This window comes from Heyndrickxia sp. NPDC080065, from assembly GCF_050281185.1.
Taxonomy (GTDB): domain Bacteria; phylum Bacillota; class Bacilli; order Bacillales; family Bacillaceae_C; genus Heyndrickxia.
The window spans coordinates 28382-43317 of record NZ_JBNNWS010000031.1 but is presented as its reverse complement, the minus strand read 5'-3'; the positions used below and the strand labels follow the sequence as shown (position 1 = coordinate 43317).

Sequence of the window (14936 nt, the reverse complement as noted above, 5' to 3'; positions counted from 1 at the left end):
TTTACCGCTGTCAGTTTCTCTTCGATTGTAAATTTAGCCATAATAAAAGCACCTCCAATTGTTAAATGGTGTCTAACAATTGGGGTGCAGTACAAATTAGTATGGTGTTTTTTGTGTATTTATTATTTAATCTTGTTTAACTAAAGGTGCAGTTTAAGTGAAATACTTTACAAACTTTCAATAGAAAAAAATTAATATCCATAAAATAGCATTGTTGTTCGTTGCTATTTTATGAAAAATGCGATAATCCCAATTATAACACATAGAATTCCACCTAAAAATTGCCCTAATCCTGAAGCCTCTCCCATAAGTAGTAAATTGAATATGTTTTTACTTTTTCGATTTTTTCCAAATAAGCCATCCTCTGTTTTCATACAATAAATACCCCAAACTATTAAAATTGCACCTATAATAAATAATATGATACTCATTTATATGCCTCCGTTGTTTATTGATATGTGCTTCTTTTTGTAATGTATTACTTGTCATCCTCGTCAAAAATAAACGTTTCTTCAATTGATAAATTAAAAACTGAAGCTATTTTATACGCAAGTAACACAGATGGATTATACTTTTGTTTTTCCAATGAGATGATTGTTCTAGCAGATACACTTACTTTATCAGCTAATTCTTGCTGTGTTATTTTATGTTCTAACCGTAATTCTTTTACCCTATTTTCCATAAATCCTCCTAATTAAAGGACATGACTATAATACTTTCTAGCCCCAAATTCACTAATTATTAATGACACAAAGACAACAACAAACACAGTATTTGTTGTGATTACTACAAAATTAGTTAAAAACATAAGAATAATGATTTCACATATCAGAATGTGTAAAGAAAAACGGGCAACTTTTCCATCGATTAAAGTATCTCTTTCGTCATAGTCCTTAGCTAATTCTTTTTCTAGAGATTTATTCTTTCGGTTTTTAATGTAAGAAATTGTTGAGTAGGCAAAAATTATTCCACCTAATACTATGAAATAAACAAAATTAAATCCTACTGACGTATCGAGAGTTATTTGAATGATTCCCAATACAATGAGTAAAGCTGAAAACATCAAACGCTGTATGAACAGATTTTTCAAACATACCACCTCTAACCTATTTATTCTTCAAAGTGAAGTTTATTTCATATGAAGTTTATTTCGTATGAAGTTAACTTCATATTACTTTGCCTCAAAGAAAAAGTCAATTGGTAAATATGGGTGGTGGAAGTAACGAAAATATCTCATTATTTATATCATTTTTAGTTTTGGGTGTGTTGAACTAACTGAGCAGCTCAATAAGAAAAGCCGCTCTTTATGGCAGCTTGCTCTGTAACTCTTGTACACTTTTAGCTGAATAAGAACGTTAACTTACATCTAATAAATTTCCCTCAATATATTCCTTCAATTCTTCTTTAACTTTTTCCAATGATTCATCAAGTAACTCACCTTGATTCTTGGATAAGCTGGAGGAATAGGTTTAAACCTTACGACTGCTAACCACGTTATACATTTTGAACGTTGGTAGAATCCAGCAGTAGAAAATCAAGCAACTGACTGGGTACACCGTATTGGCCAAGAAAACTTTGTACAAGTTCATAAACTCATCACAGTAAATACATTAGAGGAGAAGATTGATAATGTTATGAGTCAAAAACAAGAATTAAGTGACTTTATGTTATCACCTACAAGTACAAACTCGATATTTGATGAGGAAATTGATAATTTAATTTGAGAACGAGGAACTGAAGATGATATTACTAAACAACTTTCCCCTAATGAATGCAATGTGCTTATATCGCCACTTACTAAAATTCAAAAAGCACTTCTTAAATTTCAGTAGTTAACCAACTATGTGTATGATACTCTATATTTGCTAGTTAGCTAACTAATTATTTGAAAGAAGGATTTAATATGAAAATTGATATTCCAAAAATTTCGCCAGAGTTATCTTCAAGGAATTTTAACGATATTTTTTATAAAGAAGATCCAATACTCGAAATGTGTAAAATCATCGACTCCGCTTTTGAAAATGAAGCCTTAGATAGAGTCAGACTATATAATGCAGTGATAAAGAATTGTAAGTTCACGAATACAGATTTTAGTAATATTGATATTACAGATGTCCGTTTTGAAAACTGTGACTTTACAAATGTGAATATGAGTAATTCTTCCATCCACAGAGTAGAATTTATTAACAGTAAATTACTCGGTTCAAACTTTCCAGAATCTAGCTTAGGGAATGTTAAATTTGAGAATTCAATATTAAATATGGCGGGATTCGGAAATTCTAAGCTAGAAAAAGTTATATTTGAAGAAGCTTCATTAAATAGTACAGATTTTTATGACTGCAAACTTAAAAAAGTTGAATTCCAAAAATGTAACCTTGATGGAGCAAACTTTGATCAAACATCATTAAAAGGAATCGATATAAGTTCGTCTGCTTTTGATACACTTACTGTTTCCATCGAAAGTTTAAAGGGCTGCAAGGTATCGTCCTATCAGGCAATTCAGTTTGCAACGCTAATGGGATTGATTATTAAAGATTAGCATTTCTTGATAAATTGAATAAACAATGCCAAACGAGAAGGAAGACGTTCTGAACAAACAAATTCGAATTCCTTCTTTTTGGCTTTTGCACTGAAGTTTACCATAATTTTAGCATCTCTTATTAAACAGTTATACTCCTATTCTTTTGAATGGTGTTCACATTCGTTAGTTCTAGAATTTGAACGTCCTCTAAACCATTTAACACTTGTAGTTCATTTATAACTACTTGATCTATTTTTTTATCCAGTGATAACACCATTATTGCTTCTCCACCAATGGTTTCACGCCCTACTTGCATCGAACCAATATTAATATGATAGTTTCCAAGTATGGATCCTACATGTCCAATCATGCCAGGTATATCAAAATGTTTAATATACAACAGATGCTCTTCAGGTCGAATATCTACACGATAATTATTTATTTTTACAATCCTAGCACCATACCCATTTAAAACAGTCGAACCGATTTTGATTGCTTTATTTTCTTTGTGTAGAGTTAATTCTATATAATTAGCAAATCCCTTATTTTTAGCATTTCTTTGGACATTGTATGTAAGCCCGTGTTCTTTTAATAAATGGAGTGCATTGATCAGATTAACGGAATCGCTAAAATGATAGGAAAGAATTCCTTTAATAATTATTCGGGTTAACAAGCTTGTATCTTCCTCTACTAATTCTCCATAATAATTAATTTCAATCTTATCAGGTGCTTGCTTTAAAAGTTGGATGGCTAATTGTGCCACGTGTTCACCTAATTGTAAGTAAGGCTTTATTTTTTGCTGTAAATCTCCGGAAATCTGTGGCATATTGACGGCATGTCGAATGGAACTTGTTTCAAAAATATTGATGATTTCTTCACTTACTTCTTGTGCTACTTTCTCTTGTGCTTCTTGTGTAGACGCTCCTAGATGTGGTGTCGCAATGATGTTAGGATGTTGAAGCATCTCTAGGTTGGTAGGGGGTTCATGTTCAAAAACGTCAAGCGCTGCACCAGCAATTTGTCCTTCTTGAATTGCTTGTAAAAGGGCGGCTTCATTAATAATTCCACCGCGAGCACAATTGATAATGCGAACACCTTTTTTCATTTTACTAATATATTCATCATTAACAAGGCCGCGTGTTTCATTCGTAAGTGGTGTGTGGAATGTAATAAAATCAGACTCTTTTGCTATGTCATCTAATGTTGCTTTTGTTATGCCAAGCTTTTTCGCACGTTCTTCTGATAGATAAGGGTCAAATCCTAGAATTTTCATTTGAAAGCTTTTAGCTCGTTTAGCAACCTCTGTTCCGATTTTTCCCATACCTACAATTCCAAGTGTTTTTTCATAAAGCTCTACACCTTTAAAAGCACCGCGTTTCCATTCACCCAAAGAGGTGGAGTGGTGTGCATGTGGAATTTTTCTCGCTAGTGAAAGCAACATAGCTAATGTATGCTCCGTAGCTGCTATTGTATTTGCACCAGGTGCATTAATAACAATAATGCCTTTCCGTGTTGCTTCATCAATGTCAATATTATCAACACCAACACCCGCGCGTGCAATAACTCGTAATCTAGTACCGTATTTTAAAAGGTTCTTCGTTACAACTGTCTGACTGCGAACGATTAAAGCATCATAAGTGCCGATAATTTCGCATAGTTCTTGTTCTGAAAGGTTATCTTTCTTATCAACAAGAAAATCTGGATGATCATATAACTGTTTTAATCCGATATCACTAATTGAATCAGTTACTAGTATTTTGTACATGGTTTCTCCAAGCCTCCTCAGCTATCGTTGTAGCATTTCCGAATACTTTCCTGCCATCTAGATCATAAAGAGACATTTCAAGTCCGCTTAATATTTTTAAAATGTCAAAAGGTGTGCAATAACCCATATGTCCAATACGAAAAATCTCCCCTTTTAATTTTTTCTGACCTCCAGCAACGGTAATTGAATAGTTGTCTTGCAGTAATTTTTTGATTTGACCGGCTGTTCCATTCATTGGTTTGACAGCTGTAACGGTAGGGGATGCATCTTCATCTGATACGAACATGGGCAAGTCAAGTGCTTTAATGCCCTCTCTAACCATTTTCTTTAATAACTGTTGGCGCTCAATAACTTGTGAAAATCCTTCTTCCTCAATCATTTGACAAACCTCCTGAGCGCCATAAATTAATGAAACTGCAGGTGTAAAAGGAGTTGACTTGTCTTTATCAAACGATGATTGATAACGATTTAAATCAAAATAAAATCGCTTTGTTTTACATGTTTTGATTACTTTTTTCGCATGTTCATTGATCGCAATAAAGGCTAAACCTGGAGGCAGCATTAATGCCTTTTGTGAGCCCGATACTAAAATATCGATTTCCCATTCTTCCATATCAACCGGAACTGCACCGATACAGCTGACACCATCGACGATGAAAAGGGCGTCCGTTAATCTTTTGGTGATTTCACCTAATTGTCTAATAGGGTTTAAGACACCAGTCGAAGTTTCACAGTAAGTGGCAAAAACCGCTTTTACATCAACGTCAATTTTTTTAATATAATCCTCTAATATTTCAGGAGCACATGTTTTTCCCCATTCAATATTTAGGCGATGGACATTTGCTCCAAATGCTTCACATATATTTGCAAACCGTTCTCCAAAAGCACCGGTTACAATAACAACTACATGATCATTATCTTCTATTACATTGGCAACTGCAGTTTCTAGGGCAGATGTACCACTCCCCGCAATCAATAAAACTGGATTTTTTGATCCAAAAATAGGTGCCAGCCGTGTAGATACATCTTCCAATAATTGAGAGAAAGCTTGCCCACGATGGCCGATCATCGGCTGATTCATCGCTAGCTTTACCCGTTCTGGAATAGGAGTAGGTCCTGGAGTAAATAAATATTGCTGATTTAGAAGCATTGATTTCATCCTTTCATCGATAAAATATAAACAAAAACGTCCCTCATAACAGACATAATTGTCATGTTATGAGGGACGTCATGAATCGTGGTGCCACCCTCTTTTATTACTAAAATAGTAACCTCGTACAAATAACGGCAGATTGCCGTGACAGTCTACTTTATTTTTCAACTGACCAGTTCAGAAGTGCTTGGTTCTTTGAGGGAAAAGCATCGGTTCGCAGCATCCACCGATTCTCTGGGGCTTTTTCATCACACCGTCTTCATCATTACCTTTAATTATTTATTGTTTCAAATATTCTATCAATATACTTTAATTTTGTAAAGGGTTAAAAAGTTTTTTATAAGAAGGTTAGGCTTTGTTAATGATTATTGTTGATAAAATCGCCTGTATGGTATGTGTGAAGCGATTTCTTTACGTAGTAAAACTAGCTGAACACATACCATACAGGGTTTTATTAGAAGCAACAGCATTGTTTAACAATGCTGAAAGTGAAAATAATAAATCAGTATGTCGAAACTACTCGAATAAAAATTTTTATATCCCCATTGACATTATCATTTAATAGCATTAATATAATTATCAATATTTGAAAATTAATATGCGTTGAAGAAGAGTAGTAATTTATATGATTACTTAAAGAGAGCTGGTGGTTGGTGTGAACCAGTATTAACATATAAATGAATGGACTTCTGAGCATCCAAACCGAAATTCTACAATGAGCAGTAGGCTTTGGCGAATGTCTTATCGTTACAAGAGACGGATATTAAGCTCGAGGATTACCCTAGAGCTGATATTGTCAAAGTGGGCTGTTCGTCAGCTAATAAAGGTGGTACCGCGGGTTCCTCGTCCTTTTGGATGAGGGACCTTTTTGTGTTTTTAAAATAGGCTGTTTTCGTAAAGGTTGTTGCTTTTTTAGTGATATTTTATTAACAATCAGAGTTGATTGTAGCGGAGGACACTTGACTCCTGCGGGAAAAAGAGGGAAGTGGGAGACCCCACATGCGGTAACGCTGAGGAGGCTCCCATCCCTCCCCGCGGAAAGCAAGTGTCTGGAGAGGAAATCAACGGACTAAGTTTATAGTCTAAAAACAACTATTTATACGAAAAGAGCCTTAAAATAAAATAATCTAAATCGTCGAATAAGAGGAGTACGCTTGACTAAAATCGTTGCAGAGAGCCGGTGGTGGTGTGAATCCGGTACGAGGAGTGAAGTGGAATGGGCTTATGAGAGGTTTCTTGAATATTAGTAGGGAAACACGGAATCTCCACCGTTAAAAGGATAGGGTATCGGACTTAATACATGTCTAGCTACAGCGCCTAGCCCCTCGAGGTCAAATGTTCTTTCACCAATGAAGTCAAAGGGCGGACTTCATTGTGAAAGAGCATTTGCTTGTCGGGGCTGAGCAAGGCGCTTCCGCATTTCTATGTCCCGTACCTGAAAGAGGAAGGGACTCTATTTTCCCTTCAAAAAGAGGTGGCACCACGAGTCAAAATCGTCCTCTATAAACATAGTCTTTTCTGTGTTTATAGAGGACGATTTTTTTTATTAACTAATAAGGGGAGTGAAGTTGATGGTTCAAGTACTGGATTATAAAATTTCAAAATTAAATGCAGATATGCTAACACCTGTTGCCGTATTTAATCGTTTAAAAGGGAAAAAGAAATTCTTATTGGAAAGCTCACTAAAGCATGATGAAAATGGTCGCTATTCTTTTATTGGTATGAATCCATACATGGAGTTTATTGCAGAAGGCGATCAAGTCTCCATTATTAAGGAAAAAAATGAAGTGATCCTATCGGAACGTGGTCAGCCTCTTGAAATATTGAAAAAATATTTTCCAAACAGCGAACAAGTTCCTCTAGATTTTCCGTTTTTCGGAGGAGCCATCGGATTTATCGGATACGATGCAATACGTCAGTATGAAAACATTGGTGCAAGTTTAGCTGATGAGATACAAATGCCGGATCTCCACTTCATGTTTTACGAGGATGTTATTATTTTTGACCACCGCACTCAGTTGATATACCTAATCTCTCTAAAAGTTGATAATAGCCATAATGAACAAGAGCTTGGGGAAAGAATAGAGGAGCTAAAGAAATTAATTACAAATGGAGAAAAGGTGACAGAACTAGATACATCAGCTATTTCATTTAAACCATTAATAGAAAAGGAGGAATTTATCAAAAAGGTTGAGGAAGCGAAAAGATGTATTCGAAAAGGAGATATTTTTCAAATCGTTCTTTCACAACGGATGAAAGGAAGATTTGATAGTGATCCATTTCATTTTTATCGAAGGCTGAGAAATGCGAATCCTTCTCCATATATGTTTTATATCGATTTCGATGATTATGTGTTACTCGGAGCCTCACCTGAAAGTTTAATAAAAACAAAAGGGAAACAATTAATCACAAATCCTATTGCAGGAACACGACCTAGGGGAAATACGAAGGCGGAAGATGTTCATTATGAAAAAGAGATGCTTGAAGATGAAAAAGAGCTCGCAGAACATAAAATGTTGGTTGATTTGAGTCGGAATGATGCAGGGAGAGTTTGCGAACCTGGCAGTATTACGATTCCTAAATATATGGCAGTTGAACGGTATCAACATGTCATGCACATCGTATCAGAGGTTCAAGGAACATTAAAGCAAGAATACACGGGAATTGATGCTTTAATTGCATGTTTACCTGCAGGGACCGTCTCAGGTGCTCCTAAGATAAGAGCCATGCAGATTATTAATGAGTTGGAAAAGCAAAAGCGCGGTGTGTATGCAGGTGCAATTGGTTATATCAATATCAATGGTGATCTTGATTTTGCCTTAGCCATTCGAACACTAGTCATAAAGGAATCGGTTGCATATTTACAAGCTGGTGCTGGGATTGTTTTTGATTCAGACCCAGAAAATGAATACATCGAAACTTTAAATAAGGCGAAATCACTTTTGGAGGTGAATAAAGATGATTCTCTTGTTAGACAACTATGACTCATTTACTTATAACCTGTTTCAATATCTTTCCGAGGCTGGAGAAACAGTGAAGGTTGTCAGAAATGATCAAATTTCTCTTAATGAAATAAATGAACTGCAGCCTGAAGCGATTATTATTTCACCTGGTCCTGGATTGCCGGATCGAGCGGGGATATGTATGGAGGTTATCGAAGCCTTTTATCAACAGATTCCAATACTTGGTGTTTGTTTAGGACATCAAGCAATAGGAGCAGTTTTCGGTGGGAAAATTGTTCAAGCAAAGGAAATTAAACATGGAAAAACATCAAGGATCATTCATTCGGGAGAAGGCGTTTTTCAATATATGTCACAGCCGCTCGAAGTGATGCGCTACCACTCCCTTGTTATCGAAAAAAGGAGTTTGCCAACTGAGTTGAACATAGTTGCCACATCTATGGATGATCAAGAGATTATGGCCATTAAGCATAGAAATTATCCATTGTACGGTGTTCAATTTCATCCTGAATCAATTGGTACTAAAAATGGCAAGGGAATGATTCGCAATTTTTTGAATGATATAAGAAAGGAGCATACGTATGAAACCATATCTTGAAAAAATGATCGACCAAAAAAGTCTAAGCTTTGAGGAGATGACTAGTGCGGCAGGATATTTATTTACTGAGAATGTATCTGAAAGTGAAATGGGAGCATTTTTAGCAGCACTTAAAGTGAAAGGAGAAACAGCGGAAGAAATTGCAGGACTTGTTCAAGTCATCAGAGATAAATCCTTAAAAATTCAATGTAATGTCAATCATGTAATGGATAACTGTGGTACAGGCGGGGATGGATCACAAAGCTTTAATATTAGTACGACTTCCGCCTTTGTAATTGCCGGAGCAGGAATAAAGATTGCCAAGCATGGTAATCGAAGTGTGTCTAGCCGAACTGGAAGTGCTGATGTATTAGAAAGCTTAGGGATATCATTAGACCTTCAGCCTGAGCAAATAAGTGAGGTCCTTGAGGAAAACGGTATCGCTTTTTTATTCGCTCCCAATCTTCATCCCAGCTTAAGAAGAATCATGAAAATACGGAAGGATTTAAAAATTCCTACCATCTTTAATTTAATTGGACCATTAACAAATCCCATTGATTTAGATACTCAATTATTAGGAATTTACCGCCGTGACATGCTTGAGATGATGGCGAATGTCCTACACCGGATAGGGCGTAGGCGGGCTCTTATTTTAAATGGAGCTGGATACATGGATGAGGCCTCATTGTCTGGAGAAAATTATTTCGTTCTTTTAGATCGCGGAGAAATCATTCCTTTTACTTTAAAGCCTGAAGATGTAGGCCTGCCCTATTATGATAATAGTGAAATCCGCGGTGGCAGCTCTGCAGAAAATGCTGAAATAATTATGAGTGTTTTGAAGGGAGAAAAAGGTGCCTACCGAGATACAGTTCTGTTTAATGCAGGCCTCGCGATTTTTGCCAATGGATTAGCAAGAACGGTTCAAGAAGGAATCATGCTTGCTAGAAAAAGCATTGATTCTGGGGCAGCACTTCAAAAGTTAAATTATCTTATAAATTATAGCCAGCGTTCAAAGGAAGAGGTGATGTAGATGACAATTTTAAATAAAATCCTAGCTGAAAAAGAAAAGGAAGTCCGCAGGTTAAGAGAGGTCTATCAAGCACAGAAACAGGTGACCACAAAAACTCCTGAATCGATATACAACACTTTTCGAAAAGAAAAAACAATGAGTATTATTGCAGAAATTAAAAGAGCTTCTCCTTCTAAGGGAGATATTAATCCAAGTGTAAATCCAGCAGCTCAAGCAAAACAATATGAGGCATTAGGGGCGAATGCTATTTCTGTTTTAACAGATGAACCATTTTTTAAAGGGTCGATGAATGACTTGAAAGAAGTGAGAGATGTGGTTAATCTTCCTATTTTGTGTAAGGATTTTATCATCGATCCGATCCAAATAGATCGTGCAAAGGATTATGGAGCAAATATCATTTTACTAATCGTTGCGGCTTTACCAAAACAACAGTTAAAAGAGTTGTATGACTATGCTAAATCCTTAAACCTAGATGTATTAGTAGAAGTTCACAACGAATCAGAATTAGAAATTGCGCTTGAAATTGGTGCAAATATTATTGGAATCAATAATAGAGACTTAAGAACTTTTCAGGTCGATTTAGGAGTAACAGAAAAATTAGCAAGTTTAATCAAGGAAAAAGATGTCCTTATCATCGGTGAAAGTGGCATTAAGCAACAAGAAGATGTAGAAATCATGAAAAAAGCTGGTGTGAAGGGAATCCTTGTTGGGGAAACCCTTATGCGTGCAATTGACCTAAATCACACTTTTCGTCAACTTAAAATTCCTGTATAGGAAAGATATGAGTGAAAGAAGGAGATGGATAAGGTGAAGGTTAAAATTTGTGGCATTAAGAGTGTAGAGGCAGCGATGGCAGCGGTGGATGGGGGAGCTGATTTAATTGGATTTGTTTTTGCGGAAAGTAGAAGAAGAATTTCTCCAACACATGCTAAACAAATCGCAGATGAAATTCCAAATTATGTGAAAAAAGTTGGCGTTTTTGTTAATGAAACGTACGAAAATATAATCGAGATTAGTAATATTGTCGGACTTGATTATATCCAATTACACGGTGATGAATCACCTGAATTCGCAAAATCTCTTAGTAGGCCAGTTATAAAGGCATGGTCCATTCTCCAAAAAATTGAGCCGAACTTTCCTTGTGATTACCATTTAATCGACAGTCCTCCAGGTGGACGATACAGAGGAGGAACAGGAGACACATTTGACTGGACATTAATCGATTCACTTCCAATAAACAAAAATGAGTTAATTCTTGCTGGAGGTCTGAATGAAAAAAATGTGAAAGAAGCGATTTATCGTGTGCAGCCAGCTGTTATTGATGTTTCCAGTGGAGTTGAAACGAATGAAGAGAAAGATCCAGAAAAGATGAAAGCATTTGTAAAAGCAGCAAAACAAGCATTTCAAATATTAAAGGGGAGTGAAGAAGAATGACAACATATATGCAACCAGATCAAAAAGGACATTTTGGGATGTTTGGCGGAAGATTTGTTCCAGAAACATTAATGCCGGCCGTTCTCGAGCTAGAACAAGCTTATGATGAAGCAATGAAGGACCCTGAGTTTTTACAACAATTAGTTTACTATTTTAAACAATACATTGGACGGGAAACTCCTTTATATTTTGCAGAAAACTTAACGAAACAATTAAATGGTCCAAACATTTATTTAAAACGGGAAGATTTGAACCATACTGGTGCCCACAAAATTAATAATGCGCTAGGTCAAGCTTTGTTAACCGTTCGAATGGGAAAAAAGAAGGTGGTGGCTGAAACAGGTGCTGGACAGCATGGGGTTGCAACCGCAACTGCATGTGCTTTACTCGGACTGGAATGTGTAGTATTCATGGGAGCGGAAGATATTCGAAGACAAAAATTAAATGTTTTTCGAATGGAGCTACTTGGAGCAGAAGTAAGAAGTGTGGAACAAGGGAGTGGCACACTGAAGGATGCAGTCAATGAAGCATTAAGATATTGGGTAAGCCATGTCGAAGATACCCATTATATTATCGGATCGGTTGTCGGCCCTCATCCATTTCCAAAAATTGTCCGAGATTTTCAAAGTGTTATCGGTAAAGAGACGAAGCAGCAAATACTAGAGCAAACAGGTAAACTACCGGATGCAATTGTCGCATGTATTGGAGGGGGCAGCAACTCTATTGGAATGTTCTATCCATTTGTAAATAATACGGAAGTGAAGCTTTACGGAGTTGAAGCAGGTGGTTCAGGAATAAATTCTGGTAAACATGCAGCAACATTAACAGAAGGAAAAATCGGTGTTTTACACGGCACGATGACTTATTTGCTCCAAGATCAGCATGGACAAATCCAGGAAGCACATTCAGTTTCAGCTGGACTTGATTATCCTGGAGTTGGACCTGAACATAGCTATTTAGCGGATTCAGGACGTGTTGAATACACATCAATTACTGATGCAGAAGCATTAGAAGCATTTGGGCTGTTAACGAAAGCTGAAGGAATTATTCCAGCTTTGGAAAGCTCTCATGCTGTTGCATACGCAACAAAGCTAGCCAGTACAATGTCTAAGGAAGAAACCCTTGTTATTTGTTTATCTGGTCGAGGAGATAAGGATGTGGAAACGATAAAAAATCTTATGGGGGGAATGTAATATGGGAAAAGAAAAATTAAATGCAGCTTTCAAAAGCGTGTTAGAGCATGGAGAAAAAGCTTTTGTTCCCTATATTATGGCAGGTGATGGAGGACTTGATGTACTTAAAGATAGAATTGAATTTTTTGAAGAAAATGGTGCTACCGTTTTAGAGCTTGGGATCCCATTTTCAGACCCTGTTGCAGATGGCCCCACCATTCAAGCTGCTGGAATTCGAGCATTAAGAGCGGGGACTACACTATCTGGGGTACTGAATGAATTGGAAGCATGTAAACAAAAAAGACATATTCCTATTGTGTTAATGTCATATGTAAATCCTATTTATGCTTATGGAATAAAGAATTTTTCGGAAAAATGTGTTTCAGCGGGGGTTGATGGAGTTATTATTCCGGATTTACCAATGGAAGAAGAAGAACTAATTACTGATGAATTAACAAAGCATAATATTGCTCTCATACGGCTAGCAGCATTAACAAGCCCTAAGGAAAGGGTCCTAGAAATTGCAGAGCGAACGGAAGGATTTCTATATGCTGTGACTGTTACAGGAATCACTGGAGCAAGGAACTCTTATCGTGACGGAGTAGGAGAATATTTAAAGGAATTAAAAAGTGCCTCAATTACTCCTGTATTAGCAGGATTTGGAGTTTCCACTCCTGAACAAGTAATAGAATTAAGTCAATATTGCGATGGGGTTGTCGTAGGGAGTAAAATCATTGAACTTCTACTATTAAATGATCTTATTTCTATTAAAAAGCTGATTTCTGCTACAAAGAATGCAAGTATAGAAACAACGAGTTGAAAATATTAAGCAGAGCAAAGGAGCCTTATAAGGGCTCCTTTGTTTAATCTACATCTTTTTTTACTATGTCATCTGTTCCATTAATAGGTGGCCATAACTCACCACCAGTTGCCTTATTAGTAGGTGGCCAAAGCTCACCTATATTTGGGACAACTACACCAGCCAAAATACCAAACGCTAAGATCCCTCCAAGTAAAGCCTTTTTCAACTTCATTTAGATTCCTCCTAAAGTTTTAATATTTTTTCATATGCTGAATTTGCAATAGCAAAAGATGTAGCAGCTTCTTGGTATTTCTTTCTTTGTTGATAATAATCACCGAGTTTTTTTGAAAATAGTACAATTGAGTGATATTGCTTTATGTTTTCATAATAAGGAATTGCTGTTTCCAATACGAATTTTTCAAATCCATCTGGAAAGCCATTCACAATATATTGATAAAACATAAGCTCAATATATTGATCCTTATGTTTTTCTTCAGATTCAAGAAGCTTAAAACCTTGATCAAGCCATATTTTCACTTCATGAATAAACCCGATTTTATAGTATTCTTTAATAATATTAATAATAATTTGAAGTTGATCATCACTTTTTGTGTGATTGGAATAGCTATTTAAATAATGCTCAATAGCCTCCTCTGACTTATCTTGTTTTGCTTTTAATAAGCCAAGATTATTTTCAATGTTATTAAGTAAATCATAATACTTCAGTGATGCTGCAAGCTGTTTAGCAATAATATAATTCTTTTCAGCTTCATCGTAATCTTGCATTCTACTATAAATTAACCCAAGCATCATGTGGCAATCAGTACAGCGTTTCATCTGGTAAATTTGCTGAAATAATGCTAAGGCCTCTTCAATATAAAAAATTGATAAAGTATTTTTATTAATTCTCCCTAAGGTTAGTCCATACATATAAAATAAATCAGCTTTTTCCTCATTTAAGTATTCGAGAATCGAAAATAAGTAATTTTTGGCGTTGTTGAATAATTTGGATGCTTCAATAAAGTTCCCAGTACAATATAGATAATTCCCGTAAAACTTTTGAAATGAGAAATTCAATTCATCTGGCAGTTCGAATTGGAATAGCTTTATTTGCTCGATAAGTTCTAGTGCTTTTTCAAACTGATTTTCTATTATAAAGTACCGGATTAAATAAATTTGATAATTGAATATTAGTTGAATATCTTCTCGGGGTGAGATCTTACTAGACAACTCTTTGAATATTAAAGTGGCTTCTTCTTTATTATTCTGTAGTAAAGAATACTTCCACTTTCCAAAAATTTGCGTAAGTTCTTCATTAGGATAGGTCATAAATGGAATTTCCAGACGATCACATAACTGGCTAAGCATTTCTATAGAAGGAGTCTGTTCATTATTTTCTATAGATGATAGAAATGATACAGATGTAATGCCTTCTGTTAATTCTTCGGGAGATATTTTTCTAAGCAAACGATAATAACGAATTCTTGTTCCAATGTTCATTTGAAAATCTCCTAATCTCCTA

15 protein-coding genes, 1 pseudogene and 3 other annotated features are annotated in these 14936 nt (G+C 35.8%); of the genes and pseudogenes, 9 read left to right on the top strand and 7 right to left on the bottom strand.

All coding sequences use genetic code 11. The annotated features are described in order from the left end of the window. Positions 1–224: 224 nt before the first annotated feature. Genes ACQKP0_RS24385 through ACQKP0_RS24375 form a run of 3 tightly spaced genes read right to left on the bottom strand, consistent with a single transcriptional unit; the run spans position 225 to position 1090 of the window. Entirely contained in the window at positions 225–431 is a 207-nt protein-coding gene (locus tag ACQKP0_RS24385) for a hypothetical protein (protein ID WP_427408407.1), read from the bottom strand. A gap of 47 nt (positions 432–478) precedes the next feature. After that, a complete protein-coding gene (locus ACQKP0_RS24380; RefSeq protein ID WP_427408406.1) occupies positions 479–682 on the bottom strand; it encodes a helix-turn-helix transcriptional regulator in 204 nt (67 codons plus the stop codon). Positions 683–694: 12 nt separating this feature from the next. After that, positions 695–1090, bottom strand: a complete 396-nt coding sequence (locus ACQKP0_RS24375; protein ID WP_427408405.1) for a hypothetical protein — start codon at positions 1088–1090, stop codon at positions 695–697. Between the two features lie 364 nt (positions 1091–1454). On the opposite strand from ACQKP0_RS24375, the pseudogene ACQKP0_RS24370 reads away from it, so the two are divergent. Both ACQKP0_RS24370 and ACQKP0_RS24365 read left to right on the top strand, forming a co-directional pair. After that, positions 1455–1724 (top strand): annotated as a pseudogene (locus ACQKP0_RS24370) (helicase-related protein); the annotation flags it as partial. Positions 1725–1903: 179 nt separating this feature from the next. Beyond that, a complete protein-coding gene (locus ACQKP0_RS24365; protein ID WP_427408404.1) occupies positions 1904–2539 on the top strand; it encodes a pentapeptide repeat-containing protein in 636 nt (211 codons plus the stop codon). Between the two features lie 121 nt (positions 2540–2660). Here ACQKP0_RS24365 and serA read toward each other — a convergent pair whose 3' ends face one another. After that, on the bottom strand, positions 2661–4286 hold the full coding sequence (gene serA, locus ACQKP0_RS24360; protein WP_427408403.1) for a phosphoglycerate dehydrogenase: 1626 nt from the start codon (positions 4284–4286) through the stop codon (positions 2661–2663). After that, on the bottom strand, positions 4264–5445 hold the full coding sequence (locus tag ACQKP0_RS24355) for a pyridoxal-phosphate-dependent aminotransferase family protein (RefSeq protein ID WP_427408402.1): 1182 nt from the start codon (positions 5443–5445) through the stop codon (positions 4264–4266). Before ACQKP0_RS24355 ends, serA begins: the two co-directional genes overlap by 23 nt. Positions 5446–5504: 59 nt before the next feature. Further along, positions 5505–5714: a binding site (T-box leader), on the bottom strand. A gap of 319 nt (positions 5715–6033) precedes the next feature. Continuing rightward, positions 6034–6293 (top strand) — a binding site (T-box leader). A gap of 272 nt (positions 6294–6565) precedes the next feature. Further along, positions 6566–6943, top strand: a binding site (T-box leader). A gap of 67 nt (positions 6944–7010) precedes the next feature. On the opposite strand from ACQKP0_RS24355, the gene trpE reads away from it, so the two are divergent. The 7 genes from trpE to trpA are packed head-to-tail and all read left to right on the top strand — an operon-like array spanning position 7011 to position 13432. Further along, positions 7011–8423 (top strand): anthranilate synthase component I, encoded by a 1413-nt coding sequence (gene trpE / locus ACQKP0_RS24350; protein ID WP_427408401.1) that lies wholly within the window; start codon positions 7011–7013, stop codon positions 8421–8423. Further along, the gene (locus ACQKP0_RS24345) at positions 8398–8997 is read left to right on the top strand and encodes an anthranilate synthase component II (protein ID WP_427408400.1); all 600 of its coding nucleotides are present in this window, start codon (positions 8398–8400) and stop codon (positions 8995–8997) included. The genes trpE and ACQKP0_RS24345 overlap by 26 nt, the downstream gene beginning before the upstream one ends. Then, positions 8981–10006, top strand: a complete 1026-nt coding sequence (gene trpD, locus ACQKP0_RS24340; RefSeq protein WP_427408399.1) for an anthranilate phosphoribosyltransferase — start codon at positions 8981–8983, stop codon at positions 10004–10006. Before ACQKP0_RS24345 ends, trpD begins: the two co-directional genes overlap by 17 nt. After that, positions 10007–10780, top strand: a complete 774-nt coding sequence (trpC, locus tag ACQKP0_RS24335) for an indole-3-glycerol phosphate synthase TrpC (RefSeq protein ID WP_427408398.1) — start codon at positions 10007–10009, stop codon at positions 10778–10780. It abuts the gene before it with no gap. Positions 10781–10813: 33 nt separating this feature from the next. Then, positions 10814–11440, top strand: coding sequence for a phosphoribosylanthranilate isomerase (locus tag ACQKP0_RS24330; protein WP_427408397.1), 627 nt, complete (start codon positions 10814–10816; stop codon positions 11438–11440). Then, positions 11437–12633 carry a tryptophan synthase subunit beta gene (trpB, locus tag ACQKP0_RS24325; RefSeq protein ID WP_427408396.1) on the top strand — a complete coding sequence of 399 codons (1197 nt, stop codon included), beginning with the start codon at positions 11437–11439 and terminating at the stop codon, positions 12631–12633. The genes ACQKP0_RS24330 and trpB overlap by 4 nt, the downstream gene beginning before the upstream one ends. Before the next feature lies 1 nt (position 12634). Next, positions 12635–13432, top strand: coding sequence for a tryptophan synthase subunit alpha (gene trpA, locus ACQKP0_RS24320; protein ID WP_427408395.1), 798 nt, complete (start codon positions 12635–12637; stop codon positions 13430–13432). Between the two features lie 43 nt (positions 13433–13475). Here trpA and ACQKP0_RS24315 read toward each other — a convergent pair whose 3' ends face one another. Both ACQKP0_RS24315 and ACQKP0_RS24310 read right to left on the bottom strand, forming a co-directional pair. Next, a complete protein-coding gene (locus ACQKP0_RS24315; protein ID WP_427408394.1) occupies positions 13476–13646 on the bottom strand; it encodes a hypothetical protein in 171 nt (56 codons plus the stop codon). An 11-nt stretch (positions 13647–13657) separates the two neighbouring features. Continuing rightward, positions 13658–14914, bottom strand: a complete 1257-nt coding sequence (locus ACQKP0_RS24310; protein ID WP_427408393.1) for a tetratricopeptide repeat protein — start codon at positions 14912–14914, stop codon at positions 13658–13660. Positions 14915–14936: the final 22 nt, after the last annotated feature.

Excerpts from the sequence above, each read along its gene's own strand:
- ACQKP0_RS24385 (WP_427408407.1), bottom strand. The coding sequence starts at position 431 with ATGAGTATCATATTATTTATTATAGGTGCAATTTTAATAGTTTGGGGT.
- ACQKP0_RS24380 (WP_427408406.1), bottom strand. The coding sequence starts at position 682 with ATGGAAAATAGGGTAAAAGAATTACGGTTAGAACATAAAATAACACAG.
- ACQKP0_RS24365 (WP_427408404.1), top strand. The coding sequence starts at position 1,904 with ATGAAAATTGATATTCCAAAAATTTCGCCAGAGTTATCTTCAAGGAAT.
- serA (WP_427408403.1), bottom strand. The coding sequence starts at position 4,286 with ATGTACAAAATACTAGTAACTGATTCAATTAGTGATATCGGATTAAAA.
- ACQKP0_RS24355 (WP_427408402.1), bottom strand. The coding sequence starts at position 5,445 with ATGAAATCAATGCTTCTAAATCAGCAATATTTATTTACTCCAGGACCT.
- trpE (WP_427408401.1), top strand. The coding sequence starts at position 7,011 with ATGGTTCAAGTACTGGATTATAAAATTTCAAAATTAAATGCAGATATG.
- ACQKP0_RS24345 (WP_427408400.1), top strand. The coding sequence starts at position 8,398 with ATGATTCTCTTGTTAGACAACTATGACTCATTTACTTATAACCTGTTT.
- trpD (WP_427408399.1), top strand. The coding sequence starts at position 8,981 with ATGAAACCATATCTTGAAAAAATGATCGACCAAAAAAGTCTAAGCTTT.
- trpC (WP_427408398.1), top strand. The coding sequence starts at position 10,007 with ATGACAATTTTAAATAAAATCCTAGCTGAAAAAGAAAAGGAAGTCCGC.
- trpB (WP_427408396.1), top strand. The coding sequence starts at position 11,437 with ATGACAACATATATGCAACCAGATCAAAAAGGACATTTTGGGATGTTT.
- trpA (WP_427408395.1), top strand. The coding sequence starts at position 12,635 with ATGGGAAAAGAAAAATTAAATGCAGCTTTCAAAAGCGTGTTAGAGCAT.
- ACQKP0_RS24315 (WP_427408394.1), bottom strand. The coding sequence starts at position 13,646 with ATGAAGTTGAAAAAGGCTTTACTTGGAGGGATCTTAGCGTTTGGTATT.
- ACQKP0_RS24310 (WP_427408393.1), bottom strand. The coding sequence starts at position 14,914 with ATGAACATTGGAACAAGAATTCGTTATTATCGTTTGCTTAGAAAAATA.